Annotated in this window: 21 protein-coding genes; 8 read left to right on the top strand and 13 right to left on the bottom strand. The window is 68.8% G+C overall.

Translation table 11 applies throughout. The features are described from left to right. Positions 1–219 precede the first annotated feature (219 nt). The gene (locus tag DA1_RS07095; protein ID WP_218017173.1) at positions 220–2,601 is read left to right on the top strand and encodes an IPTL-CTERM sorting domain-containing protein; all 2,382 of its coding nucleotides are present in this window, start codon (positions 220–222) and stop codon (positions 2,599–2,601) included. 16 nt (positions 2,602–2,617) lie between these two features. On the opposite strand, the gene sorU is transcribed toward DA1_RS07095, so the two are convergent. The 5 genes from sorU to DA1_RS07070 all read right to left on the bottom strand — a co-directional run bounded on the left by sorU (position 2,618) and on the right by DA1_RS07070 (position 6,648). Continuing rightward, positions 2,618–2,965: a SorU family sulfite dehydrogenase c-type cytochrome subunit gene (sorU, locus tag DA1_RS07090; RefSeq protein WP_034397533.1), complete on the bottom strand. Its 348-nt coding sequence runs from the start codon at positions 2,963–2,965 to the stop codon at positions 2,618–2,620. A gap of 96 nt (positions 2,966–3,061) precedes the next feature. Continuing rightward, the gene (gene sorT, locus DA1_RS07085; protein WP_034397535.1) at positions 3,062–4,321 is read right to left on the bottom strand and encodes a SorT family sulfite dehydrogenase catalytic subunit; all 1,260 of its coding nucleotides are present in this window, start codon (positions 4,319–4,321) and stop codon (positions 3,062–3,064) included. A gap of 46 nt (positions 4,322–4,367) precedes the next feature. Next, entirely contained in the window at positions 4,368–4,955 is a 588-nt protein-coding gene (locus tag DA1_RS07080; RefSeq protein ID WP_012201996.1) for a hypothetical protein, read from the bottom strand. Beyond that, entirely contained in the window at positions 4,952–5,527 is a 576-nt protein-coding gene (locus DA1_RS07075; protein WP_017405078.1) for an RNA polymerase sigma factor, read from the bottom strand. Before DA1_RS07075 ends, DA1_RS07080 begins: the two co-directional genes overlap by 4 nt. A gap of 98 nt (positions 5,528–5,625) precedes the next feature. Next, on the bottom strand, positions 5,626–6,648 hold the full coding sequence (locus tag DA1_RS07070; RefSeq protein WP_034397537.1) for an AraC family transcriptional regulator: 1,023 nt from the start codon (positions 6,646–6,648) through the stop codon (positions 5,626–5,628). Between the two features lie 65 nt (positions 6,649–6,713). Between DA1_RS07070 and DA1_RS07065 the strand changes: the two genes are divergently transcribed. After that, on the top strand, positions 6,714–7,988 hold the full coding sequence (locus DA1_RS07065) for an MFS transporter (RefSeq protein ID WP_034399033.1): 1,275 nt from the start codon (positions 6,714–6,716) through the stop codon (positions 7,986–7,988). A 157-nt stretch (positions 7,989–8,145) separates the two neighbouring features. Next, on the top strand, positions 8,146–9,435 hold the full coding sequence (locus tag DA1_RS07060) for a M20/M25/M40 family metallo-hydrolase (protein ID WP_012202000.1): 1,290 nt from the start codon (positions 8,146–8,148) through the stop codon (positions 9,433–9,435). A gap of 451 nt (positions 9,436–9,886) precedes the next feature. On the opposite strand, the gene DA1_RS07055 is transcribed toward DA1_RS07060, so the two are convergent. Further along, entirely contained in the window at positions 9,887–10,888 is a 1,002-nt protein-coding gene (locus DA1_RS07055) for a Bug family tripartite tricarboxylate transporter substrate binding protein (RefSeq protein ID WP_013799975.1), read from the bottom strand. A 71-nt stretch (positions 10,889–10,959) separates the two neighbouring features. Beyond that, complete coding sequence (locus DA1_RS07050) at positions 10,960–12,168, bottom strand: CaiB/BaiF CoA transferase family protein (RefSeq protein ID WP_034397538.1); 1,209 nt, start codon at positions 12,166–12,168, stop codon at positions 10,960–10,962. A gap of 129 nt (positions 12,169–12,297) precedes the next feature. On the opposite strand from DA1_RS07050, the gene DA1_RS07045 reads away from it, so the two are divergent. Further along, a complete protein-coding gene (locus tag DA1_RS07045) occupies positions 12,298–13,203 on the top strand; it encodes a LysR family transcriptional regulator (protein ID WP_034397539.1) in 906 nt (301 codons plus the stop codon). On the opposite strand, the gene DA1_RS07040 is transcribed toward DA1_RS07045, so the two are convergent. Together DA1_RS07040 and DA1_RS07035 are read right to left on the bottom strand one after the other, a co-directional pair. Further along, positions 13,193–14,617: an FAD-binding oxidoreductase gene (locus DA1_RS07040; protein ID WP_034397541.1), complete on the bottom strand. Its 1,425-nt coding sequence runs from the start codon at positions 14,615–14,617 to the stop codon at positions 13,193–13,195. The genes DA1_RS07045 and DA1_RS07040 overlap by 11 nt on opposite strands. Before the next feature lie 82 nt (positions 14,618–14,699). Continuing rightward, positions 14,700–15,068 (bottom strand): EF-hand domain-containing protein, encoded by a 369-nt coding sequence (locus DA1_RS07035; protein WP_012202005.1) that lies wholly within the window; start codon positions 15,066–15,068, stop codon positions 14,700–14,702. A 181-nt stretch (positions 15,069–15,249) separates the two neighbouring features. Between DA1_RS07035 and DA1_RS07030 the strand changes: the two genes are divergently transcribed. Next, complete coding sequence (locus DA1_RS07030) at positions 15,250–15,822, top strand: cob(I)yrinic acid a,c-diamide adenosyltransferase (protein WP_013799980.1); 573 nt, start codon at positions 15,250–15,252, stop codon at positions 15,820–15,822. A gap of 53 nt (positions 15,823–15,875) precedes the next feature. Next, the gene (locus DA1_RS07025) at positions 15,876–16,781 is read left to right on the top strand and encodes a LysR substrate-binding domain-containing protein (protein ID WP_012202007.1); all 906 of its coding nucleotides are present in this window, start codon (positions 15,876–15,878) and stop codon (positions 16,779–16,781) included. A gap of 12 nt (positions 16,782–16,793) precedes the next feature. Here DA1_RS07025 and DA1_RS07020 read toward each other — a convergent pair whose 3' ends face one another. After that, a complete protein-coding gene (locus DA1_RS07020) occupies positions 16,794–18,023 on the bottom strand; it encodes a D-amino acid dehydrogenase (protein ID WP_034397543.1) in 1,230 nt (409 codons plus the stop codon). Between the two features lie 222 nt (positions 18,024–18,245). Here DA1_RS07020 and DA1_RS07015 point away from each other — a divergent pair, with 222 nt between their 5' ends. Together DA1_RS07015 and DA1_RS07010 are read left to right on the top strand one after the other, a co-directional pair. Beyond that, a complete protein-coding gene (locus DA1_RS07015; protein WP_012202010.1) occupies positions 18,246–19,127 on the top strand; it encodes an amino acid ABC transporter substrate-binding protein in 882 nt (293 codons plus the stop codon). 14 nt (positions 19,128–19,141) lie between these two features. Next, positions 19,142–19,903, top strand: coding sequence for an aspartate/glutamate racemase family protein (locus tag DA1_RS07010; RefSeq protein WP_034397544.1), 762 nt, complete (start codon positions 19,142–19,144; stop codon positions 19,901–19,903). On the opposite strand, the gene boxA is transcribed toward DA1_RS07010, so the two are convergent. Genes boxA through boxC form a run of 3 tightly spaced genes read right to left on the bottom strand, consistent with a single transcriptional unit; the run spans position 19,897 to position 24,379 of the window. After that, on the bottom strand, positions 19,897–21,216 hold the full coding sequence (boxA, locus tag DA1_RS07005) for a benzoyl-CoA 2,3-epoxidase subunit BoxA (RefSeq protein ID WP_034397545.1): 1,320 nt from the start codon (positions 21,214–21,216) through the stop codon (positions 19,897–19,899). The genes DA1_RS07010 and boxA overlap by 7 nt on opposite strands. A 26-nt stretch (positions 21,217–21,242) precedes the next feature. Continuing rightward, the gene (gene boxB / locus DA1_RS07000) at positions 21,243–22,670 is read right to left on the bottom strand and encodes a benzoyl-CoA 2,3-epoxidase subunit BoxB (protein WP_012202013.1); all 1,428 of its coding nucleotides are present in this window, start codon (positions 22,668–22,670) and stop codon (positions 21,243–21,245) included. A gap of 38 nt (positions 22,671–22,708) precedes the next feature. Further along, positions 22,709–24,379 carry a 2,3-epoxybenzoyl-CoA dihydrolase gene (gene boxC / locus DA1_RS06995; protein ID WP_034397547.1) on the bottom strand — a complete coding sequence of 557 codons (1,671 nt, stop codon included), beginning with the start codon at positions 24,377–24,379 and terminating at the stop codon, positions 22,709–22,711. Positions 24,380–24,449: the final 70 nt, after the last annotated feature.

Here is a 24,449-nt window from a genome sequence, read left to right as displayed (position 1 = left end):
GGGGCCAGGCACTGAGTCCGGACGGCGGGCCCACACACTTCGCGCCTTTGTCTTACAGGAGAAAGGCAGGCTCTCCATGCTCCCCGGAATTGACTCTTTGTGTACGTGCGCAAGACTTGCTGTGCCTGCCATCCACAGATGCAGGACCTGCAAGCCTTGACCCATCTGCTGCGCCAGGCTGCGGTGCAGATGACAAACACAAAGATCGCCAAGATGGATATGGAACTGTCTCGTGCATGCACGGCCCGCAGCCGCATGCGTTCGCCTTCTTCTTCGCTGCCTGTGCCCCCTCGGTCCGCGTTGAAAATCCTGGCATGGGGCGTGGCCTTGTGCTGCACCCAGGCGCAGGCCCAGACGGTCACGTCCACCGGCGATGTGGTGCCTGTCCAGGTGCCCAACCCCTCGCCCAGCTGGAATGCGGGCACCACGCTGCACGTCGGCAGTACGGGCACGGGAACGCTCACCATGGACAGCGGAGGCTCAGTGACCCACTCCGGGGTCGGCACCGTGGGCTACGACCTGGGCAGCAATGGCACGGTCACCGTCCGGGGCCCGGGTTCCACGTGGAACGGTTCAGGCAATCTCGTGATTGGTGGCAGGGGCACAGGCACCTTGAAGGTCGAAGATGGGGGCGTGGTGTCAGGTGTGGTGGGTGCTTTGGGCGATGTCCCTGAAGGCGTGGGCACGGCGACGATCAGTGGAACAGGCTCGGCCTGGCGCAGCACCCAGGATTTCTTCACCAGCTTCAACGGAACGGGCACGGTCACCGTGCGCGATGGTGGTGCGCTGTCTGTGCAGGGGGGCGCCGGGACCATCACCATGGATGCTGACGCGGGTGCCGTCGGAACCCTCCAGGTGGGCGGTGGACCGGCCGACGCCGCCATGGCGCCCGGCGTGGTCGATGCGGCCCGCATCGACTTCAGCCTGGGGACCGGCACCCTGCATTTCAACCACACGGGCGCCAACCTGGGCTTTGCGCTTGCGCTGTCCAGCGTCGATCCCGGCACGCACCGCATCACCCATCAGGCCGGCACGACCACGCTGTCGGCCGACAGCTCCGGTTTCTCGGGCAGCACCGCGGTCTCCGGGGGGCGGCTGGTGGTCGCCAATGCGCTTGGCGGCACGGCGTCGGTCACGGGCGGGCAGCTGGATGTCGATGGCACGCAGGGCGGCACCGTCACGGCCAGCGGCTCCGGCGTGGTGACCGGGGCGGGCACGGTCTCTGGCGACCTGGACCAGACCGGCGGCGGCGTGCTGCTGGGCCAGCAAGGCCGCAAGCTCAGCGTTGCAGGCCTGGCGACGCTGGGCGGCGGTGCGGTGGTACAGGCGGGCCTGGGAGCGCCTTCGGTCACGGCCTTGTTCGATGTGAACGGCAATCTCACGCTGGGCGGCACGCTTGGCATCAATGACCTGGGCGGCTTTGGCGCAGGCGTGTACCGGCTGTTCGACTATCGCGGCACGCTGGCCGGGAGCCTGGCCTTCGGCGCGCTGCCGCCAGGCGTGGTGGCGGACAACCTGACCCTGCAGACTTCGGTGCCCGGGCAGGTGAACCTGCTCTCCACGGTCGGCGTGGCACTGGGCTATTGGGATGGTGGCAATGCCGCGCTCAGGGACAACAACGTGGTCAACGGCGGCACAGGCGTCTGGCGCGCCGATGGCCGCAACTGGACCGGTGCGGGCGGCGCGCTCAACGGCCCTTATCAACCCAACCCCACCGTGGCCCGGTTCCAGGGCCTGGCCGGTGTGGTGACGGCGGATGCTGGTGCGGGGGCCATCGGCATTACCGGCATGCAGTTCGATGTCGATGGCTACCGGCTCCAGGGTGCGACCCTGGGATTGCAGGGCGCGGGAGCCAACACGGTCAACGTGGCCAGCGGCGCGACGGCGACGGTGGCATTGGTGCTGTCCGGCCCGGGTGGCCTGGCCAAGGCCGGCACCGGCACGCTGGTGCTGGAAGCTGCCGGCAGCTACGGCGGCGCCACCACGGTCCAGGGCGGCAGTCTGCGTGCCGGCGCTGCCAATGTGCTGACCAGCGTTTCGGCCCATGAGGTGCAGGCTTCGGGCGTACTGGATCTCGACGGCCTGGCCCAGACCGTGGCCAGCCTGGTGAACGCGGGCACGGTGCGCCTTCCCAGGAACGGCGCTCCGGCCGTACCCGGCACCACGCTGAGCGTGACAGGCAACTACAGCGGCGGCGGCGTGCTGGCCATGGCCACGCAACTGGGCAATGAAGCGTCGCCCAGCGACCGCCTGGTGGTGAACGGCAGCGTGACGGCAGGTGCGCCCACGCGCCTGGACATTGCCAACGCCGCAGGCCTGGGCGCGGCGACCGCGGGCAACGGTATTTTGGTCGTGCAGGTCAATGGTGCGGCATCGCCTGCAGGTGCCTTCGTGCTGGCGGCGCCGCTGCAGGCCGGAGGCTACAGCTACCAGCTGGTGCAGGTGGGCAGCCACTGGTATCTGCAGTCACGCCTGGCGGGTGCCACAGGGGTGCAGCAGATTCCCGCGCTGGGCACGGCGGGTCTGGCTGGCCTGGCCCTGATGCTGGGCGGGCTGGCTGCCTGGCGGCAGCGCCGCCGCCCGGGCGCCGTGCGGGACTGAGCACGGCGGCCTGCCTCTACTTCTTCGCGCTGGCCTTGCTCACGTAGAGCGACAGCGCGGCGATCTCGGCCTCGCTGAGCGTGGCCTTGAACGAGGGCATGGCGCCTATGCCGTCGCGCAGGGCACGCGCCACGCGCGCGGCGTCGGGCTTGAGCTCGTCGAGCACGGGGCCGATGGCGCCCTCGGCGCCCGCGTCCTTGAGCGTGTGGCACAGCGCGCAGGCGGGCGTGGCCGTGGCGAACAGCTTCTTGCCCAGGGCCATCTGGGCCGCTTCATCGGCAAAGGCGGGGGCGGACAGCAGGGCGCTGCCGAGCAAAGTGCTGCCTAGCAGGGCGGTGTGGATCAGGTGTTTCATCGTGAACATGGCAATGGGGGTACGGGCCCGCCACGGTCTGGCGCCGTGTGCGGGAAGTGACGGGAGTGAAGAGAAGGGGTGGCGGGATGAGCGCGCGGGCCGTGCTCAGGCCACGGTGACGGTCACGGCGTGGTCGGCCCAGCTGGTGTTGTTGTAGCCACTCTGGTTTTCACCGCGCGTCTCGGGCTGGACCCGGCCGCGCGCGTCGGTGGCGCGGCTGGCCAGCACATGCGTGCCCTTGGGCAGGCGCGCCTGCAGCACGAACTGGCGCCAGGCGTACTTGCCCAGGTCGGGGCCGACCAGGCGCGCGGCCTGCCAGCTCTTGCCGCCGTCTGTGGACACCTCCACGCCCTTGACGGCGTCCATGCCACCAAAGGCCACGCCGTGGATCTGCACCAGGCCGGCGGCCTGCCCGCCGTCCTCGGGCAGGGGCGAGTTGATCCAGGACTTGACGCTCATCTCCTGCACCGAGGGCTGGCTCGGGTCGCCCTTGCTGCCGGGTGGCGAGATGCGGTAGCCGTGGGACATGATGTGGGCCTCGCTCTCGCGCGGCGTGAAGGCCAGTTGCTTGATGTACTTGATGTTGTTCACGCCCGTGTAGCCGGGCACGATCAGGCGCAGTGGCCCGCCGTGGGCCAGCGGGATGGGCTCGCCGTTCATCTCCCAGGCCAGCAGGGCGTCTTCCATGGCCGACAGCGGCACCGAGCGCTCGACGATGACGCTCTTGGGGTCCAGCCCCGCAGGCAGCACCTCGCCGCCCGTGCCCGTCATGTAGAGACCGCCGTCTGACACACCGCCCAGGGCCTTGACCACCTCGCGCACGGGCACGCCGCTCCAGACCACGCAGCCGGCCGCACCCACGGTCCAGGCCGTGCCGCTGGGCTTGCTGGGAAAGAAGGCCCGGCCATTGCCCGAGCACTGCAGCACCATGGCCACGGTCTCCAGTCCCAGGGACTTGAGCTCGCGCACGCTGAGGCTGCGGGGCTGGCGCACGCCCTCCACCTGCAGCTGCCAGGCATCGCGGTCGGTCACGATGGATTCGGGCGGCGTGGGCAGGTTGTTGCGCACATAGAGCTGATCGCTGGGCGTGATCACGCTGGTGCCGAAGGCGCCGCGCCGCGTCTCTATGGTGGTGGAGCTGTGGACGATGAGGGCATCGGCCTTCTTCCAGCCCGCGTAGCCGGGCAGGGGCTTGGTGGCCGGTGCTGCCGCAGCTGTCGGTGCCTGGGCCTGGGCCTGGGCTTGGGCTTGGGCCAATGCGCCCTGGTGCAGGCCGGCCAGGCCTGCGGCGGCCAGTGCGCTGGCACTGCCGGCCAGCAGGCTGCGGCGGGCGGGGGAGGTGGGCGATGTCGGCAAGTGGTTCATGGTTGTCTCCTCGTGGTGGTTGTCAGGGGGCGTGTCATGCGGCGTCTCATGGGGCAGGGGTGCCCAGGGCCTTGCTGGCCACGGCCAGGGCCTGTTTCTTCTGGGCCACGAGCACCAGCGGCCGGCCTTCGCGTGAGCGAACGACCTGCCAGTGCATGTTGGCCCACCAGCCCTGGCCGTCGGCCAGGCGCTGGGGCTGGTCGAAGGCCAGCACGGTGACGATGCCGCCCTTCTCGAAGAAGGTGGTCAGGTGGTAGGCGCGCGTGCCGTCGATGTCGCAGGGCCGCATCAGCTGGGTGTAGCCGGGCAGCTTCTCGCCGGCCGGCAGGTCCATGCGGCGCGCGACCTCGGCCTCGGGCATGAAGCTGCCGCGCAGCGTGCGCTCGTAGTACTCGTGCTCGATGGCGGCGCGCACCAGTTCAGGCGGGCGCATGGCAAACACGGCGGTGGCGGCCGAGCTGCCCACCAGCAGCGCGGCGATCAGCCGGCGCACGCCGCTGCGCGCATGCCAGGGCGTGTGGCGCAGCAGATGGGCGGGCGGCTCGCCGTGCGGCCCGGGGTCGAAGGCCAGGGCCAGTTCGGCGCGTGCGCGCAGGTCGAAGGCCGATTCGTCGGTTGTGTCCGGGGCAGTCATTTCAAGCCTTGGTATCGTGTGGCGCGCAGCGGGGTGGGGCGCAGCGGGATCACGCTGGCAGTCTCTGGAGCAGGCGCCGGGGCCGCCTGCTCCAGCGCCGCCTTCAGCGCATCGCGGGCGCGTGACAGGCGCGACAGCACCGTGCCCGGCGCAATGTCCAGGGCCTCGGCCATCTGGGCCGTGGGCATGTCGTCGAAGTAATAGAGCACCAGCACCTCGCGGTGGATGGGCGCGATGCGCGACAGCGCCTTGACCACGTCGAGCCGGTCGTCCAGCGCCGAAGGCGAGGGGGTGGGGGCGGGGTGCTGGTCCAGCGCCTCGTCATCGCTGACCAGATGGGCCGATGGCGCAAGGTGCCGGAAGGCATGGCGGCGCATGATCTGGAACAGCCAGGCCCGCGCCATTGCGGCCTCGCGCAGCTGGTGGCGAAAGCGCCAGGCGCTGGTGAAGCAGTCCTGCACCACGTCCTCGGCCAGCGCGCGCGAGCCGGTCAGCGCCCAGGCGCTGCGCAGCAGGAATCGGTAGTGCTCGCGCACCCACTGGTTGTAGCGCGACTCGGCGGTGGAGATCATGCGGCATAAGAGCACGCAGGGCGCCGCCGCATTCCATGGCCTGCCCATCGGCAAACCCTATATCGGATCAGCTATCGCGAAGAGGCGATGGCTCCCCGTCATTCCCTGATCGGCCGCGATACAGCGCCTGTTCCGACCCTGTGGGCAGCGGAGCCGGCCTGCTGCCCGAAGAACCGTGCCGGAGGCATGCCCACCGTGCGGTGCACCATGGCGCTGAAGGCGCTGGGGCTGTAGCCCAGCTCGGCCGCGATCTGCTGTATGGGCAGGCCGCGCGCGGCCAGGCTCAGGCCGTGGGCCAGCACGACTTGCTGGCGCCAGGTGGTGAAGCTGCAGCCCAACTGCTGCTGGAACAGCCGGGCCACGGTGCGCGGGCTGGCGCCGGTGTCGGCTGCCCAGTCGGCCAGGCTCTCGTGCTGGGTGGGGTCGGCCACCACGGCCTCGCAGAGCATGCGCAGGCGTTTGTCCTGGGGCATGTTCACGCCAAGGTGGACTTCGCTGGCCCGGCGCAGTTCTTCCAGCAGCAGGGCGCTGAGGTGGTGCTCGCGCTGCAGCGTGGCGGCGTCGGGTGCGGGCTGGTCATCGCTTTGCTTGGGCAGGGCCGTGATCAGCTCGCGCATCAGCGGCGAAACCTCCAGCACGCGGCAGCGTGCCCAGTCCTGCGGGTTGCAGGCCACGCCGCAGGGCGGGAGGTCCGGCAGTACGGGACCCTGGGCCGGATCGTCCTGCAGCACGTAGATGGAGACGAGATCGGCTTCCTCGACCATGGCCACGGCGTGGACCAGGCCGGGCGGAATCCACACGGCCTTGGAGGGTGGGGCGATCAGCGTGCCCTGGGGGGCCGACAGGTGCAGCACGCCGTCCAGCGAGATGGCGATCTGTGCCCAGCTGTGGCTGTGCGGTATGACGCGCGTGCGTGCCGACAGGCGGTGCTGCTTGGCGCGCACGGGGCGCTGGGGCGTGGGCACGAACAGGTGCGGATGCAGGGCCTCGACCGGCTCCATCGGCCGGGCCCTGCGCACCGACCGCAGTGCGGCTGCGGGGCAGGCGCTGGGCAGGATGTCGGCACAAGTGTCGGCAAGGGTGTGGGCAGGGGTGCCGGGCGTGGAGACAGGCTTTGGCATGTTTGCGACAGAAGTTGGCAGACTATCGCATACAAGACGAAACGCTGCTGCCTAAGATGCGGCCCATGACCGCCTCTTCTTCTTCCATGCCGGACGCCGTGGCTCCGGACCCGCTGCGCAGCGATGTGCGCACCATCGGCCTGATCGGCCTGGCGCATGGTTCCTCGCATTTCTTCCACCTGCTGCTGCCGCCGCTGTTCCCGTGGCTGATCGCCGAGTTCGGCTACAGCTATGCCGAACTCAGCGTGATGGTGTCGCTGTTCTTCGTGGTCTCCGGCGTGGGACAGGCCATGGCCGGCTTTGCCGTGGACCGCTTCGGCGCGCGCCCCATTCTGTTTGCGGCGCTGGGCAGCTTCACCGTGGCGGGCGTGGTCGCCAGCCTGGCACAGGGCTATGGAATGCTGATGCTGGCGGCCTTCTTCGCGGGCCTGGGCAATGCGCCCTTCCACCCGGTGGACTTCACCATCCTCAACAAGCGCGTGTCGGCCAAGCGCATCGGCCATGCGTTCTCGGTGCACGGCCTGTCGGGCAATATCGGCTGGGCGCTGGCGCCGCTGTTCATGGCGGGCATCACCACGGCCACGGGCTCGTGGCGCCTGGCCTGCCTGTGCGGCGCGGCCCTGGCCGCCGTCATCCTCACCATCATGGTGCTCAACCGCGAGGCGCTGGACGACCGTGCGGCCGATGCCCAGGCCCCCGCGGCGCGCGCCGCTGCGGCCGCCGTGCCGCAGGAGCATCCCATGGCTTTCCTGAAGCTGCCCTCGGTCTGGCTGTGCTTCTCGTTCTTCTTCTGGAGCACCTGCGCGCTCAGCGCCATCCAGAGCTTTGCCAGCCCCGCCATGCAGTCCATGTACGGACTGCCGCTGAGCGTGACGGCGCTCATCGTCACGGGCTACATGCTGTGCGGCGCGGCAGGCATGCTGGCCGGCGGCTTCCTCGTGGGCCGCGTGCAGCGGCTGGAGAAGGTGATCTCCATCTGCATGCTGGGCTCGGGCGTTGCGCTGTTCCTGGTCGGCACGGGCTGGCTGCCGGCCATGGCGGCTGTGGCCGTGGCCTCCATCGCGGGCCTGGGCACGGGCCTGGCCGGTCCCTCGCGCGACATGCTGATCAAGCGCGCCGCCCCGCCCGGCGCCACCGGCCGCGTCTACGGCACGGTGTATTCGGGCCTGGACCTGGGCTTTTGCCTGGCCGCGCCGGTGTTCGGCTACATGCTGGACCATGGCATGAGCCACGGCGTGTTCTACGGATCGGCCATTGCCCTGGTGCTGAGCGTGGTGTCGGCCGTGGTCGTGGGCGATGGCGTGAGCAAGAAGGGTGGCATGGCGCTGAGCGCGGGCTGATCCCGGGTCTCGCTCCCCACAAGGCCCCGCAAGCCAAGGCTTGCGGGGCCTTTGCTTTGGGCGGTGAGATGGACAAAACAGGCACGGCAATTGCGTGCGCCCTGCGCGGCGCCTGCTATCGTGCAGGCACAACTTTTTCAACACAGGAGACCTGTCCATGCGTTCCGCCTTCGCACCGCTTTCCCTCATGTTCCGCAGCGCCCCGCTGGCGCTGGCCCTTGCCATGGCCGGCCTGTCCGGCAGTGCCCTGGCTGCGCCCAAGGCCGATATCCAGGCGCTGGCGCAAAAGCACCAGCAGCCCTTGCTGGACACGCTGCGCGACCTGGTGCACATCGAGTCGGGCAGCAAGGACATGGAGGGCGTGGAGCAGATCGCCAACTACGTGGCCGGCAAGCTGCGCGAGCAGGGCGGCAAGGTCGAGATCCTGCAGCCCACCGACGTCTACCGGCTGGGTGACACGCCCGAGAAGATCGGTCCCATGGTGCATGCCGAGTTCAAGGGCAAGGGCACCAGCCGCATCATGCTGATCGCCCACATGGACACGGTCTACCTGCGCGGCATGCTCAAGGACCAGCCGTTTCGCATCGACGGCGAGCGCGCCTACGGCCTGGGTATTGCCGACGACAAGCAGGGCGTGGCCCTGATCCTGCACACCGTGGCCATGCTGCGCCAGCTGGGCTTCGACAACTACGGCACGCTGACCGTGCTGATGAACAGCGACGAGGAAATCAGCTCGCCCGGCGCGCGCAGCACCATCACGCGCATGGGCGCCGAGCAGGATGCGGTCTTCTCGTTCGAAGGCGGCGGCACCGACGGCGGCGTGCGCCTGGCCACCAGCGGTATCGGAGCGGCCTACCTCAAGGTCGAGGGCAAGGCCTCGCACGCGGGCGCCAAGCCCGAGGACGGTGTCAACGCGCTGTACGAGCTGTCGCACCAGCTGCTGCAGATGAAGGACCTGTCCAAGCCCGAGACCGGCCTCAAGCTCAACTGGACCGTGGCCAAGGCCGGCACCAACCGCAACGTCATTCCCGCCGAGGCCACGGCCCAGGCCGATGCCCGCGCGCTGCGCGTGGCCGACTTCACGGCGCTGGAGCAGGCCATGCAGGCCAAGGTGGGCCACAAGCTGCTGGACGCCAGCAAGGTGCAGCTCAAGTTCGAGGTGCGCCGCCCGCCGCTGGAGGCCAACGAGGCCTCGCGCAGCCTGGCCAAACAGGCGCAGACCATCTACAGCGATGAGCTGGGCCTGAAGATGAGCGTGATGGAAAAGGCCACGGGCGGCGGCACCGACGCGGCGTTTGCGGCGCTCAAGGCCAAGGGTGCGGTCATCGAGGGCTTTGGCCTGAGCGGCTACGGTGCGCACTCCAATGATGCGGAGTATGTGCAGCTGAACACCATCGTGCCGCGCCTGTACCTGGCCACGCGCATGATCATGGACCTTTCCAAGTAAGGGTCGGCTATCAGGCTGCACTCCTGCGTTAAGCCAAAGCCAGACGGTGGCTTGAGTCGCTTTTTCTGACCCTGCCGGGTGGTTGTTTTTCGAGGCCGGGTTTCGGCCCGGCAGCCGACTGCCCTTTCTTGTTTCGCCAAGAAAGGTCAGGTCAAAGAAGGCGACCCGGACGTCCGCGACCCTCCGCTTCGCTGCGGGCAACCTGCGTCGTGGCGGTTGCGGGGTTCGCTGCGGAACTCGCTGCGTTCACTGCGTGAACTCCGCTCAGACAACCGCAGCGAGTCAGTTGACGAAGCAGTCCTGTCCTTCGGCAGGACTGCAACCCCGCAACCACCACGCCGCAGGCGCGGCCATACGGGAGTGAACAACAGGCGCCCAGCATTTGCGGACGCAAAAAAGGGCATGCCTTGCGGCATGCCCTGAAGGCGCATCGTGGGGCGCTCTGTGTTCTTTACTGCGAAGAGATGTTCTTGTCCTTGGCGATCTTGCTCCAGCGCGTGAAGTCGGCGTTCAGGCGTGCCTTCATGGCCGCGCCGTCCTGGTAGGTGGCGATGGCGCCTGCGGCCAGCATCTTCTTTTGCAGCTCGGGCTCGGCCAGGATGAGCTTGAGCTCCTGGTTCAGGCGCTGGACCACGGCGGGAGGCGTGTTCAGCGGGGCGATCAGGCCGCCCCAGGTGTCGGCGTCGAAGCCGGGGAAGCCCTGCTCGGCCACCGACTTCACGTTCGGCAGCAGCTGCTTGGCCTTTTGCGAGCTGACGGCAATGGCGCGCAGCTTGCCCGCCTGGATGTGGGGCAGGGCCGCGACCACGTCGGCGAACATCACGGCGATCTGGCCGCCGATCAGGTCGGTCACGGCCGGCGCGCTGCCGCGGTACGGCACGTGCTGCATGTCGAAGCCGCCCAGGTCCTTGAGCTGCTCCATGGACAGGTGGCCGAAGCTGCCCGTGCCCGAGCTGGTGTAGTTCAGCGCCGGCTTGGCCTTCTTGGCGTGCTCGATCAGCTGCTGCAGGTTGGTCACGTCCGGCAGCTCGCGCGGGTTGATGACGATGGCCATGGGCAGGTCATAGACCGTGGCCACGGGCAGGAAGTCCTTGCGCACGTCGTACAGGTTGTTGTTGAACAGCATGGGCGCCAGCAGCGCGGGCATGCCGAACATGGACAGCGAGTAGCCGTCGGGCTGCGACTTGATGAAGGCCGCCGTGCCCACCGAGCCCGAGGCGCCGGGGCGGTTGTCGATGACGATGGTCTGGCCCAGGCGCTCGGTCAGGCGCTGGGCGACGATGCGCGCGGCCGTGTCGGTGGGGCCGCCGGGCGGGAAGGCCACGGTCAGCTTGATCAGCTTGTCGGGCCACTGGCTCTGGGCCCGGGCGGCGGGGGCCAGCGTGGCGATGGCGGTGGCGCAGGCGGCGGAAAGGATCTGGCGGCGCGAGGCCTGGAAGGGGGTGGAAGTCATATGTCTCCTCAAGCGGGAAGGGGTGGAAATGAGAGCCGTGGAGCGGTCTGGGTGGGAACGTCTGCGCGCTCTCAGATGATGTTTTTGGCGCGCAGTGCGGCGCGGGCCTGTTCGTCCAGGCCCAGGCGCTGCTGCAGCACCTCGTCGGTGTGTTCGCCCTGGTGCGGCGGCGGGCGGCGCACGGGCAGGCGCTGGCCGTCCAGCGCATAGGGCGGGGCCAGCACGGACTGGCTGCCGGCCTCGCTGTCCTCGAAGCGGTGCAGCAGGCCGGCGTCGGCCGTGCGCTGCGAGTTCAGGGCCTCGAACAGGCCCAGCACCTCGCCGCAGGGAATCTGCGCGGCCGTCAGGCATTCGAGCAGTTGGGCGCGCGTGAAGCGCAGCAGCTCGGCCTGCACCAGCGGCATCAGCAGATCGCGGTTTGCCGAGCGTGCGGTATTGGTGGCAAAGCGTTCGTCGGCGGCCCACTCGGGCTTGGCGATGACGTCGGTGCAAAAGCGCTGGAACTGGCCGTTGTTGCCCACGGTGATGACCAGCGGGCCGTCGGCCGCCTCGAACACGCCGTAGGGCACGATGGACGGATGGGCGTTGCCGAACTTGGGCGGGTCGCCGGCCTTGAGCAAGGCCTCCATGCCGTAGTAGCTGGTGATCATCAGGCCGCAGTCGTACAGGGCCATCTGCACATGGCGGCCGCGCCCGCTGCGCTCGCGCTCGTAGAGCGCGGCCAGGATGGCCTGGGCCGAGTACATGCCCGTGAACATGTCCACGGCGGCCACGCCGAACTTCAGCGGGCCCTGGCCCTGCTCGCCGTTCATGGCCATGATGCCGGACTCGCCCTGCACCACCAGGTCGTAGCCGGGCCGCGTGGCCTCGGGGCCGCTGCGCGAGTAGCCCGAGATGGAGCAGTACACCAGGCGCGGGTTCAGTGCCGACAGCTGCTCGTAGCCCAGCCCCAGCTTCTCGGCGCCGCCGACCTTGAAGTTTTGGATGACCACGTCGCTGTCGGCCGCCAGCTCGCGTGCGATGCGCAGGCCCTCTTCGGCCTGCAGGTCCAGCGTGACCGAGCGCTTGTTGCGGTTGGCGCTGTTGAAGTAGGAGGTGTTGCGCTGGCCCACGCGCACGCCCCAGTCGCGCGTGTCGTCGCCACGGCCCGGGTGCTCGACCTTGACGACATCGGCGCCCAGGTCGGCCAGCGCCATGGCGCACATGGGGCCGGCCAGCACGCGTGAAAGATCCAGTACGCGCACGCCGTCCAGCGGCAGGGAAGAGGGGAGAGCACTCATGCGAAACCTTGTCGAACCACGAAAACCGCAACGGGCCGGTGATGCCCGGGCAGGCCCGCATTCTTCATTCGTTTATGGACTTTGACAATCGTGCTAAAAAATGGACATTGTGTGTACTGAGGTTTGACAATGGATCTGGGCGGACTGTCCCTGCTGGTGGACATCATCGAAGCCGGCAACCTGAGCCGCGCCGCCGTGCGCCTGGGCATGAGCCGCGCCAACGTCAGCCACCGGCTCAACCAGTTCGAGCGCCAGATCGGCCAGCAGCTGCTGCGCCGCACCACGCGACAGGTCGAGCCCACCGAGCTGGGCCTGCGTCTGTATGCCCATGGCCGCGCGATACGCCAGGAAGCCATGGCGGCGGACGAGTCGGTGGACAGCCTGGGCCAGAGCCTGCAGGGCACCGTTCGGCTGAGCGTGCCCAGCGGCTACGGCCAGCTGCAGATGTCGGGCTGGCTGACGGAGTTCATGCGCATGCATCCGGGCATCACGCTGGAGGTGATCTTCGACAACGACATCGAGGACCTGATGCAGGGCGCGGTGGACTTCGCCGTACGCGTGATGACCGAGCCGCCCGAAAGCCTGGTGGCCTGCAAGCTCGGTGACGTGCTCTACGAGGCCTGCGCCACGCCGCAGTTCCTGGCTGCGCATGGCCATCCCGATTCGCTGCTGGCGCTCAAGCGCGTGCCGCTGATCACCTCGGCGCTCACGGGCCAGAAGCTGCGCACGGCCGGCATGAACGGCGCCCGGCCCACCGAGCTGCGCATACGCCCGCGCCTGATGTCGCCCAACTTCCACTTCCTGCGCGATGCCGTGCTGCAGGGCCTGGGCGTGGCCGTGGTGCCGCGCTACATGGTGGCGGCCGAGCTGGCCAGCGGAGCGCTTGAGCGCCTGCCGCTGCCGCCGGGCAGCCTGGACGTTCTGGCCACGCGCCAGTACCTGCTGTACATGCCGTCCCACTACCAGACGCGGGCCATCACGACGTTGATCGACTTCCTGCGCGAGAAGGCCGCGGCGGAGGGTCTCAGAGGCTGAAGATTTTCCCGGGGTTCAGGATGTTCTTCGGGTCCAGCGCCTGCTTGATGGAGCGCATCATCTGCACCGCGCCGTCGCCGGCTTCCTCGCGCAGGAAATCCATCTTGTGGATGCCCACGCCATGCTCGCCCGTGCAGGTGCCGCCCAGGGCAATCGAGCGCGACACCAGCTGGTGGTTGAGCTGCTCGGCGCGCGAGCGCTCGTCCTCGTTGTCCGGGTCGATCAGGTAGCCGAAGTGGAAGTTGCCGTCGCCCACGTGGCCGACGAGGAAGTAGGGAATGCCGCTGTCATCGGCCTCGCGCACCGAGTCCAGCAGCGCATCGGCCAGGCGGCTGATGGGCACGCAGGCATCGGTGGTGATGCAGCGGCAGCCGGGGCGGCTGGAGACGGCTGCGAAATAGGCGTTGTGGCGGGCCGTGAACAATCGCGTGCGGTCCTCGGGACGCTCGGCCCATTCGAAGGCGTTGCCGCCGAACTCGCCCGCAATGTCCTGCACCATCTCGGCCTGCTCCTTCACGCCCGTGGGCGAGCCGTGGAACTCCATCAGCAGCATGGGCTCCTCGCGCAGGGTGAGCTTGCTGTAGGCGTTGACCATGCGCACCGAGTTCACGTCCACCAGCTCCACGCGGGCAATAGGCACGCCCATCTGGATGGTCTGGATCACCGTGCGCACGGCGGCCTCAATGCTGGGGAAGGAGCAGATGGCCGCGCTCACGGCCTCGGGCAGCGGGTACAGGCGCACCGTGATCTCGGTGACCACGCCCAGCGTGCCTTCGCTGCCCACGATCAGGCGCGTGAGGTCGTAGCCCGCGCTGCTTTTCTTGGCGCGCGTGCCGGTGCGCATCAGCTCGCCGCTGGCCGTGACCAGTTCCAACGCCAGCACGTTCTCGCGCATGGTGCCGTAGCGCACGGCATTGGTGCCGCTGGCGCGCGTGGCGGTCATGCCGCCGATGGAGGCATCTGCACCGGGATCGATGGGGAAGAAGAAGCCCGTGTCCTTGATGGCATCGTTGAGCTGCTTGCGCGTGATGCCGGGCTGCACGGTGACCGTGAGGTCCTCGGTGTTGACCGAGAGAATGCGGTTCATGCGGCTCAGGTCCAGGCTGATGCCGCCCTCGACGGCCAGCAGATGGCCTTCGAGCGAGGAGCCTGCGCCGTAGGGGATGACCGGCACGGCATGCTGGTCGGCCAGCTTCAGCGCGTCCTGCACGTCCTGCGTGCTTTCGGCAAAGACCACGGCCACAGGCGGGGGCGCCTGGATGGCGCCCTCGTCGCGGCCGTGCTGTTCGCGCACCGCCAAAGCCGTGGAGCACTGGGCGCCGAAACGCTGGGCCAGGGCTTGGAGGAAGGCTTCGGGGATGGGGCGCTGAGCGAAGTCAGGCTGCAGGCGGACGGGGGCGACAGGGGCGTTCATCGGTGTTCTCCAGGGGGAACTGGAAAGAATACCACCGGCCCTGCCGCCCAACCGTGTGGGTCAGCCGCCAGGCATCCGGGTGTCAGCGCGGCTGGACAGCCTTGCTGAATTCATCGCGCGACAGCGATCCGTTCTTGTCGGCATCGATCTGCGCGAAATTGCTGCTCACGGCGGGCAGGGCCTCGGCCTCCTTCTTGCTCAGCTTGCCGTCCCGGTTGGTGTCGGCGCGGTCGAATGCGGCTTGCACGTCGTTGGCGCCGGCCGACGATGGAGTGGGTGCGGCTTGCACACCAGTTGCAGGGCCGCTACCGGCTCCAAAGGAGGCCTGCGAAGGAGGCGCAGCGGGAGTAGATGTCTGCGCCATGGCAGCAACGCTGCCCAGCGAAATGGCCGCGAACAACATCACGCTGCGGATTTCAAAACCAGAGACTTTGCGCAGTTGAGAGGTCATGTGTCGAACTCCTTGTCGAACGTGGAACATGACTGCATTCCACCTGTTGCAGCGCAGCAGGGCCAGCACTTTTGCCGGCTGTTGCCTGCTACAACATTTGCGTGCCGCCTGTAACGCACAATTGGGTGTTGGGCCGTTACGGGTCCGGCTTTCCACCCCCGCACCGCCAAGGAGAACGCCCATGGGCAACCGTTTGACACAGATCGCCACGCGCACCGGAGACGACGGCAGCACGGGCCTGGGCGACAACACGCGCGTCTCCAAGAACAGCGGCCGCCCGCACGCCATGGGCGATGTGGACGAGCTCAATTCCCACATCGGCCTGCTGCTGTGCGAGGCCCTGCCCGACGACGTGCGCGAACTGCTGGTCGATGTGCAGCACCAGCTGTTCAACCTCGGTGGCGAGCTGTCCATTCCCGGCTATGAACTGCTCAAGGACGACGCCCTGCTGCAGCTCGATGAAGCGCTGGCCCACTACAACGCGCAGCTGCCCCGGCTGCAGGAATTCATCCTGCCGGCCGGCAGCCGTGCCGCTGCCCAGGCCCATGTCTGCCGCACCGTGGCACGCCGCGCCGAGCGCATGGTGGTGGCGCTGGAGCAGGGCGAGGCCATGCGGCCCGCGCCGCGCCAGTACCTGAACCGCCTTTCCGACCTGCTGTTCGTGCTGGCGCGCGTGCTCAACCGCATGGATGGCGGCGACGACGTCTACTGGAAGAGCGAGCGGATGGCCCGCGCGCAGTCCGCCGAAGAGTGAACCCGCGCTGATCCTGCGCTAATCCCGCGCTAATTCCGAGTTTAGGACGGCCCATGCGCCTGCGCCACATCGAGGTCTTCAATGCCGTCATGCAGACCGGCAGCGTCAGCGCTGCCGCACGGCTGATCAACATCACCCAGCCGGCCGTCAGCCGCACCCTGCAGCACGCGGAGCTGCAGCTGGGCTTTGCGCTGTTCCAGCGCGCACGCGGGCGGCTCACGCCCACCAATGAGGCGCTGGCGCTGTTCCCCCACATCGAGAAGCTGTTCGAGCAGCTCGACGAGGTCCAGCGCCTGGCCGACAACCTGCGCCATGGCCAGGCGGCGGACCGGCTCACCGTGCTCACCGTCTTCGCGCTCAGCCGCGAGGTGCTGCCGCGCGCCGTGGCCGGATTTCGGCGCCGCCACCCCCAGGTGCAGGTCCATGTGCAGGCACTGCACACGCCCCAGGTGGTCTCGGCCCTGCTGCTCCAGGAGGCCGACGTGGGCTTCGTCATCAGCTCCGTGGGCCAGCCCGCGCTGGAGCATGAACTGCTGGCCGAGGTGGACATGTTCTGCGTGCTGCCCAAGGGCCTGCTGCCGCCTTCGCGCGTGCGCGAAGAGGGGATGGAGCTCAAGGACCTGGCCGAGCTGCCCGTGGTCGCGCTTGATGCGCGCGACCCGCTGGGCATGCGCCTGGGCCAGGCCTGCCGCGAGCACGGCGTGGGCCTGTCGCCCGTGGTCACCGTGCAGACCTACCACGCGGCCCTGTCCATGGCCGAGTACGGCCTGGGCGCCGCCATCATGGACGGCTGCACCGCCCTGGCCGCCGACCGCCGCAAGGTCCATGTCGTGCCCCTGCTGCCGCGCATCACGGTGGGTGTGAATGCACTCAGCCTGCCCCAGCGGCCAGGGTCGGTGCTGGCGCGGGCAATGACCGAGGAAATGCGCAAGGCCTTGCGCGAGTTGCTGGCTGGTTGAGGCCTGCGGGTTTCAGGCCTCCTCCATCTGCCCCACCAGTCTCTGCGCCGACCCGAACGCTAGCGTCAGCCCCAGCGCGCCATGCCCCGTCTGCAGCCACAGGTTGCGCGGACCGCCGCGCTGGCGGCCGGTGAGGGGCAGGCCGGTGGGCGTGGCGGGGCGCATGCCGGTCCAGGGGTGGAGGTTGCCGTCCAGCGGCAGGTCGGCGAAGACCTCCTGCGTGGAGCGGCGCAGGCTGGCGATGCGGCGCGGGTCGGTGCGCGTGTCCCGGCCCACGATCTCCACCATGCCGGCCACGCGCAGGCGTTCGCCGATGCGTGCGAAGACGACCTTGCGTGCGGTGTCGGTGACGCTGACCCGGGGCGCGGCGTGCGGCAGCTGCGCTGCGGCATCGGCGGTGATGCTGTAGCCCTTGAGCGGATAGACGGGAATGCGCAGGCCCAGCTGGCGCGCGTGGACCGCGCTTTCCCAGCCGCTGGCCAGCACGTAGTGGTCGGCGCGCAGCGGCAACGGGCCTGCGGCGGTGCGCAGGCCGGTGATGGCGTCGCCTTCACGTTCGAAGTCCTGCAGCTCCACGCCGTAGCGCAGTTCGGCGCCGCGTGCGGTGAGCCGGGCGGCCAGTTGTTCGCACAGCAGGCGGCAGTCGGCGGCGGCCTCGCTGGGCGTGTGTACGGCGCCTGCAATGCGCTGGGCGTAGCCGGCGAGCGCGGGTTCGATGCGCGCCACTTCGGCGGCGTTGACGATGCGCTGCGGCGCGCCACCCAGGCCCGCTTGCAGTGCCACCTGCTGCGCGGCGGCATCCAGCGCCTGCTGGGTGGGGTAGAGCACCAGCTTGCCCGGCGTGTGCAGGTCGCAGGCCAGTGCCTCGTCGGCCTGGAGCGACTCGAAGGCCTGGCGGCTTTCGGCGGCCAGGGCCAGCAGGGCGCGAGTGCCTACGGCCGAGGCATGGGCATTGCAGGCGCCCAGAAAGCGCAGTCCCCAGGCCCATTGCGCGGGGTCGGCGCGCAGGCGGAAGGCCAGCGGCGAATCCTTTTGCAGCAGCAGGCGGGGCAGCATCTTCCAGATGCCGGGATCGGCCAGCGGCTGCACGTAGGAATAGCTCAGCTGCGCGCCATTGCCGCCGCTGGCGCCCTGGGCGGGGCCCGGTGCGCGGTCCAGCACCGTAATGCGGTGGCCGGCCTGCTGCAGCGCCCAGGCCGTTGCCAGGCCGACGATGCCGGCGCCCACGATGCAGACATGCATTGATCGTTTCTCCATGCATCCGCACTGTAGGCCGCGCGCGGCGGGCCGGGCCATGGCATTTGGCACACGGGCCATGCACGCAGGTTATGGCCGGGGGCTGCTGCTGCGGGCAGGCGGCCAGCCCATAACCGGCGGGCATGGACCGGCCCGATATTGTCATTCCGCAAAGGCCGCCGCCCTTCCTACACTGGCCGCACATCCACCAAAGACGAGGAGACAAGCATGCAACTTCACACCACCGCGCTGTGCGCGGCCCTGGCCCTGGGCGGCCTGGCTGCGGCCCATGCCGACACGCTGGCCAAGGTGCGCGACAGCGGCCGCATCACGCTGGCCTACCGCGAGTCCTCCGTGCCCTTCAGCTACCTGGACAACGGCAAGCCCATCGGCATGACGGTGGAGATGTCCCAGGCCGTGGCCGAGGCCGTCAAGAAAGCGGTGAACCGGCCCGATCTCAAGGTGCAGTGGCAGGCCGTGACTTCGCAGAACCGCATGCCGCTGCTGGCCAACGGCACCATCGACCTGGAATGCGGCTCGACCACCAACAACACGGTGCGCGGCAAGGAGGTGGCCTTTGCCATCAACCATTTCTACACGGGCACGCGGCTGCTGGTGAAGAAGAGCTCGGGCATCAAAAACTACGCCGACCTCAAGGACAAGACCGTGGCCATCACCACGGGAACCACCAACCTGCAGGTGCTGCGCAAGGCCAATGCCGACAAGGCCTGGGGCATGAACATCGTCATGGCCAAGGACCATGCGGACGGCTTTCTGCTGGTGGAGAACGACCGCGCCGCGGCCTTCGGCATGGACGACATCCTGCTCTTCGGCCTGATCCCCACGGCCAAGAACCCCGGGGACTTCGAGGTGGTGGCCGACTCGCTGCAGGTCGAGCCCTATGCCTGCATGCTGCGCAAGGACGACCCCCAGTTCAAGCAACTGGTCGATGGCGTGATCGGCGACATGATGAAGTCGGGCGCGTTCGCCAGGCTGTATGACAAGTGGTTCATGCAGCCCATTGCCCCGAGGAACGTGGCCCTGGGCCTGCCGATGAGCGAGCAATTGCAGAAAAACCTGCAGGACCTCAGCGACAAACCCGCTTTTTGATTTCGGATCGCAGCATGCAGCAGCAGCTTCAGCCCCCGCGCGCGGTGGGCATTCTCGGGGGCATGGGGCCGGCCGCAGGCGCGGATTTCGTGCGCCTGTTCGTGCAGGCCTGCACGGCGCACCTGCAGCAGCAGGGCCTGCCCGTGCATGACCAGGCCTATCCCGAGCACTGGCTGGTGCAACTGCCCATGCCCGACCGCAGCGCGGCGCTGCGCCAGGACCCGCAGTCGCCCACGGGGCCGGCCCAGCACCTGCTGCAGGGCGTGGGCCGCATGGCGGCGCTGGGGGTGCGCAGCGTGGCCCTGGCCTGCAACACGGCCCATGCCTGGCATGGGCAGCTGCAGGCGCTGTTTCCGCAGCTGCATGTGCTGCACATCGCGCGCCAGGCCGCCCTGCACCTGCAGGCCGGCGGCGCGCAGCAGGCCATCGTGCTGGCCACGCAGGGCACCTATGACAGCGGGCTCTACGACGCGGCGCTGAGGGAGTGCGGCATCACCGCGCTGCAGCCCGATGCGCAGGGCCGCGCGCGGCTCATGCAGGGCATCTACGACGGCGTCAAGCAGGGCGACATGGACCTGGCCGCGCGCTGTTTCGGCGAGGTGCTGGCGCCGCTGCTGCAGCGCCATGGCGATGTGCCCGTGATCATGGGCTGCACCGAGATCCCGCTGGCCCTGCCGCAGTCGCCGCTGGCGCGCGGCGCCGAACTGGTGGACCCGGCCTGGATCTTGGCCCAGGCCCTGGCCAGCGATGCGTATGGGCCTGTGGCGATTCAATAAGTCTCCAGATGCAGCCGGCCTTCGCGCTTGAGGCGCGCGCCGACCTGCTCCCAGTCCAGCCCGGCTTGCTGCGCCACGTCGCGCAGTGCCAGCACCACGCCTTCCTCCATGCTCTTGAGCCCGCAGACGTAGAAGTGCGCGTTGTCGTCGCGCAGCAGGGCCGCCAGGTCGGCCGCACGTTCGCGCAGCAGATCCTGCACGTAGCGCCGGGGCTGGCCGGCCACGCGCGAGAAGGCCAGGTTGTTGTCAATGAAGTCGCGCGGCAGGCTTTGCAGCGGGCCGAAGTAGGGCAGCTCCTGCGGCGTGCGTGCGCCGAAGAACAGCATGAGCTTGCCGCCCTCGAATTTGCCGCTCTTGCGCAGCCGCCTGCGCCATTCGGTCATGGCGCGCATGGGGGCGCTGCCCGTGCCCGTGCAGATCATCACGATGTGCGAGCGGGGATGGTTGGGCATCAGGAACGACTGGCCAAAGGGGCCTATGACCTGGACCCTGTCGCCGATGCGTGCGTCGCACAGGTAGTTGCTGGCCACGCCGCGCACGGGGCGGCCCTGGTGGTCCTGGGTGACGCGTTTCACGGTCAGCGCCAGGTTGTTGTAACCGGGCCGCTCGCCATTGCGCGCACTGGCCACCGAGTACTGGCGCGCCACATGCGGGCGGCCCTGGGCATCGGTGCCGGGTGCGATGACGGCGATGGACTGGCCTTCGAGCACGGGGAACGGCTGGCTGCCGAAGTCCAGCACGATGTGGTGGGTCTCGCTGTCGAAGCCCGCCTCCGTGCAGTTGAGGTTGCCGACCACGGTGGCCGTGACGGGGCTCCTGGGGCCATGCAGGTTGGTGTACGGATGGGCGGCCGACCAGGGCGGCACGGTGGCGCCGTAGCTGGCGCTGCGCAACACCTGGGTATCGGCCTGGTCGTCGGGCCGGGCCGCATCCGCACCGCGCGTGGCCGCCGCCGCGATCACGGCCTGGGCCTGGCTCAGGTCCTCGGCGGCAGGTGCGTCCCCTGTGTCCTGTGCCTGAACCAGCGCCTCAGGCGGCAGCTCCTCGGGCAGCTCGTCCCAGAGCAACTGCTCGGCCACGGGATAGGCGCTCGCCAGCGGCACCTTGCGCCAGTTGTCGATGGCGCCCGTGGGGCAGGGCGAGACGCAGTCCATGCAGCCGTTGCACTGCTCGGCCAGGACCACGTAGTTGCGGTCATCGTGCGTGATGGCGCCCACGGGGCAGGTGGCCTCGCAGGTGTTGCAGCGAATGCAGATCTCCGGGTCGATCAGGTGCTGCGTGAGGATGCCGTGTTCTACCAAGGCGACTGTCATGGGCGACTCCCTGCTGGCGCGGCGCTTCAGTTGAAGCGCACGTATTCGAAATCCACGGGCTGGCGGTTGATGCCCATGACCGGCGGCGCGATCCAGCCCGCGAACTGGCCCGGCTCCACGCAGCGGCCCATGAGCGAGGCGACGAAGGCGCGGTCGGCGTCCGTGGGTAGCCATTCGCCCTCGCGCATGCGCCATTCCTGCTCGCTGACCACGCGGCCGTCGGGGCTCATGCGCACGCCGGCCAGCGCGCCGATCTGGCGGTTGAAGGCCTTGTGCGGCACGGTAAGGCGGAAATCGATGCCGGCCTTTTCCATGACCTTGTTCCAGCGGCCCACGCCCGCGTTGGAGTCCTTGATGTAGTCGTCGCGCAGCACCTCGTTGAGCGCGTTGAGCATGGGCACTTCCTTTTCCTGCAGCCTGCCGTCCACGACCTCCAGCACCTTGTAGTGCTGGTCGTGCAGGCGGTGGTCGTCCGCGCGCTTGCCTTCCTCGTAGCGGCCCTTGAGGCCGCTGCTGTAGAAGGTGGCGGCATTGCTGGACTGGTCGGCGCCGAACAGGTCGATGGTCACGCTGTAGTGGAAGTTCAGGTAGCGCTGCAGCGTGGGCAGGTCGATCACGCCGGCCGCGCGCAGGCGGCCCACGTCGTCGGTGCGCAGCTCGTTCATGACCTGGCAGGTGCGCTGCAGCACGCGCGAGACGCCGGACTCGCCCACGAACATGTGGTGGGCCTCCTCGGTCAGCATGAATTTGGTGGTGCGCGCCAGCGGGTCGAAGGCGCTTTCGGCCAGCGCAGCCAGCTGGAACTTGCCGTCGCGGTCGGTGAAGTAGGTGAACATGAAGAAGGACAGCCAATCGGGCGTCTTCTCGTTGAAGGCGCCCAGGATGCGCGGGTTGTTCTCGTCGCCGGACTGGCGCTCCAGCAGGGCCTCGGCCTCCTCGCGGCCGTCGCGGCCGAAATGCTTGTGCAGCAGGTAGACCATGGCCCACAGGTGGCGGCCTTCTTCCACGTTGACCTGGAACAGGTTGCGCAGGTCGTACATGGACGGCGCGGTCAGGCCCAGGTGGCGCTGCTGCTCCACCGAGGCGGGCTCGGTGTCGCCCTGGGTGACGATGATGCGGCGCAGGTTGGCGCGGTGCTCGCCGGGCACGTCCTGCCAGGCCTTCTCGCCCGCGTGATCGCCGAAGTGCACCTTGCGGTCGGCCTCGGCCGGGTTCAGGAAGATGCCCCAGCGGTAGTCGCGCATCTTCACGTGGCCGAACTGGGCCCAGCCCTGGGGGTCCACGCTGATGGCGGTGCGCAGGTAGACGTCGTAGTCGGTGGAGCCTTCGGGGCCCACGTCGCCCCACCAGTTCAGGAAGTTGGGCTGCCAGCTCTCCAGCGCGCGCTGCAGGGTGCGGTCTTCGCCGAGGTTGACGTTGTTGGGGATCTTCTCGCTGTAGTTGATGGCGCTCATGGTGGGGTCTCCGTGGATGTTTCGGGGCGTGCCTGCGGTCAGACGCGGTTGAAGTCGAAGCCGGCCTTCTGGCCCGTGCCGTAGAGCTTGAGAGCGCCCTTGTCGCCCACGGCATTGGGGCGGTTGAAGATCCAGTTCTGCCAGGCCGACAGGCGCCCGAAGATGCGCGTGACCATGTTCTCGCGGCTGGCAAAGCGCAGGTTGGCCTCCAGGCCCGTGAGCGCATCGGGCGACATGGCGGCGCGCTCTTCCATGGCGATGCGGATCTCGTCGTCCCAGTCGATGTCGTCGGGCGCGGCCGTGACCAGCCCCAGGGCCAGGGCCTGGTCGCCGTCCAGCGCGCGGCCCGTGGCGGCGCGCGCGGCCTCCAGCGGTGCGGCTTCCTCGTAGAAGCGGCGCTGCAGGCGCGACTGGTCGTTGACCAGGGGCAGCAGGCCGAAATTGAATTCGTCCAGCTGGATGCGCGGGGCGCGCTCGGTGTCATCGGGCAGCACCAGTATGTAGGCGCGGTCGGCCGCGAAGGCCAGCTCGGCCAGCATGCCCACGAAGCAGGAGCCGGGCTCGATCAGCGCGAACAGCGTGCGCGAGGACACATCGAGCCGCGCAAAGCTGCGGCGCAGCAGGCCCAGCGTCTCGCGCGCCAGCCAGTGGTCCTGGTGGGCCAGCAGGGCGGCGCCTGCGGCCAGCACGGCGGCGGCATCGCCTTCGGTCTTGAGCAGCCAGGTGCCCACGTCCAGCTCGTTGGTGCGCAGGTGCAGGATGGCGTCGTCCAGCTCGCGGCCCATGGCCAGCGGCCACCAGGCGTCGCCGGCCTGCTCGATGGCTTCAAGGGTGTCGGGCTGCGGACCCTGCCCAAGCGTGGGCGCCTTCACGGTCAGCGTGGCGCTGCGGCGCGCGCGGTCGATCTGCACGCTGACATGGCGGTAGTGCAGCGCATCGTCCGTGGCCTCGCGTTCCAGGCGCGTGAGCGTGATGCCCTGCGCATTGGCGGGGCGCGTGCTGCCTTCGGCCAGGCGCTGCGCGCGCTCGGCCACCACGGCCTCGAACTGCGCGGGCTTGGCCACGGCATCCACCAGGCGCCAGTCCACGGCGCGCTGGCCGCGCACGCCTTCCACGCTGGTGCAGAAGATGTCGGCCAGGTCATGGCGCACATGGCGCTTGTCGGTCACGCGCGTGAGGCCGCCCGTGCCGGGCAGCACGCCCAGCAGCGGCACCTCGGGCAGGGAGACGGAGGAGGAGCGGTCGTCGATCAGCACGATGTCGTCGCAGGCCAGGGCCAGCTCGTAGCCGCCGCCTGCGCAGGCGCCGTTGACGGCGGCCAGGAACTTCAGGCCCGAATGGCGCGAGCTGTCCTCGATGCCGTTGCGCGTCTCGTTCGTGAACTTGCAGAAGTTCACCTTCCAGGCATGGCTGGACACGCCCAGCATGAAGATGTTGGCGCCCGAGCAGAAGATGCGGTCGCGCCCGCTGGTGACGATGACGGTGCGCACCTGCGGATGCTCGAAACGGATGCGGTTGAGCGCGTCGTGCAGCTCGATGTCCACGCCCAGGTCGTAGCTGTTGAGCTTGAGCTTGTAGCCGGGCCGTATGCCGCCGTCCTCGGCGATGTTCAGCTGCATGCGGGCGATGGCGCCCTCGACGGTGAACGACCAGTGGCGGTACTGGGCGGGCTCGGTGCGGTAATCGACAGTGGGGCTGGACGGGTGCATGGACGGCCTCTTGGATGAAAAATAGTGCAGTCGCAGATACGGTGCAGGCACAATTATGCAGATTCATCCA

It is taken from the genome of Delftia acidovorans NBRC 14950 (assembly GCF_001598795.1).
GTDB lineage: Bacteria > Pseudomonadota > Gammaproteobacteria > Burkholderiales > Burkholderiaceae_C > Comamonas > Comamonas acidovorans.
Note: the sequence above shows the minus strand (reverse complement) of the source record. Positions and strands in the feature narration are given on the sequence as shown.

Bases quoted from the DNA above. Each gene is read 5' to 3' on its own strand.
- DA1_RS07065 (WP_034399033.1), top strand. From the start codon at position 6,714: ATGACCGCCTCTTCTTCTTCCATGCCGGACGCCGTGGCTCCGGACCCG.
- DA1_RS07035 (WP_012202005.1), bottom strand. From the start codon at position 15,068: ATGACCTCTCAACTGCGCAAAGTCTCTGGTTTTGAAATCCGCAGCGTG.
- DA1_RS07070 (WP_034397537.1), bottom strand. From the start codon at position 6,648: ATGCCAAAGCCTGTCTCCACGCCCGGCACCCCTGCCCACACCCTTGCC.
- DA1_RS07010 (WP_034397544.1), top strand. From the start codon at position 19,142: ATGCAGCAGCAGCTTCAGCCCCCGCGCGCGGTGGGCATTCTCGGGGGC.
- DA1_RS07055 (WP_013799975.1), bottom strand. From the start codon at position 10,888: ATGACTTCCACCCCCTTCCAGGCCTCGCGCCGCCAGATCCTTTCCGCC.
- DA1_RS07075 (WP_017405078.1), bottom strand. From the start codon at position 5,527: ATGATCTCCACCGCCGAGTCGCGCTACAACCAGTGGGTGCGCGAGCAC.
- sorU (WP_034397533.1), bottom strand. From the start codon at position 2,965: ATGTTCACGATGAAACACCTGATCCACACCGCCCTGCTAGGCAGCACT.
- boxC (WP_034397547.1), bottom strand. From the start codon at position 24,379: ATGCACCCGTCCAGCCCCACTGTCGATTACCGCACCGAGCCCGCCCAG.
- DA1_RS07040 (WP_034397541.1), bottom strand. From the start codon at position 14,617: ATGAACGCCCCTGTCGCCCCCGTCCGCCTGCAGCCTGACTTCGCTCAG.
- DA1_RS07050 (WP_034397538.1), bottom strand. From the start codon at position 12,168: ATGAGTGCTCTCCCCTCTTCCCTGCCGCTGGACGGCGTGCGCGTACTG.
- DA1_RS07020 (WP_034397543.1), bottom strand. From the start codon at position 18,023: ATGCATGTCTGCATCGTGGGCGCCGGCATCGTCGGCCTGGCAACGGCC.
- DA1_RS07015 (WP_012202010.1), top strand. From the start codon at position 18,246: ATGCAACTTCACACCACCGCGCTGTGCGCGGCCCTGGCCCTGGGCGGC.
- DA1_RS07030 (WP_013799980.1), top strand. From the start codon at position 15,250: ATGGGCAACCGTTTGACACAGATCGCCACGCGCACCGGAGACGACGGC.
- boxA (WP_034397545.1), bottom strand. From the start codon at position 21,216: ATGACAGTCGCCTTGGTAGAACACGGCATCCTCACGCAGCACCTGATC.
- DA1_RS07025 (WP_012202007.1), top strand. From the start codon at position 15,876: ATGCGCCTGCGCCACATCGAGGTCTTCAATGCCGTCATGCAGACCGGC.
- DA1_RS07045 (WP_034397539.1), top strand. From the start codon at position 12,298: ATGGATCTGGGCGGACTGTCCCTGCTGGTGGACATCATCGAAGCCGGC.
- DA1_RS07095 (WP_218017173.1), top strand. From the start codon at position 220: ATGGAACTGTCTCGTGCATGCACGGCCCGCAGCCGCATGCGTTCGCCT.
- boxB (WP_012202013.1), bottom strand. From the start codon at position 22,670: ATGAGCGCCATCAACTACAGCGAGAAGATCCCCAACAACGTCAACCTC.
- DA1_RS07080 (WP_012201996.1), bottom strand. From the start codon at position 4,955: ATGACTGCCCCGGACACAACCGACGAATCGGCCTTCGACCTGCGCGCA.
- sorT (WP_034397535.1), bottom strand. From the start codon at position 4,321: ATGAACCACTTGCCGACATCGCCCACCTCCCCCGCCCGCCGCAGCCTG.
- DA1_RS07060 (WP_012202000.1), top strand. From the start codon at position 8,146: ATGCGTTCCGCCTTCGCACCGCTTTCCCTCATGTTCCGCAGCGCCCCG.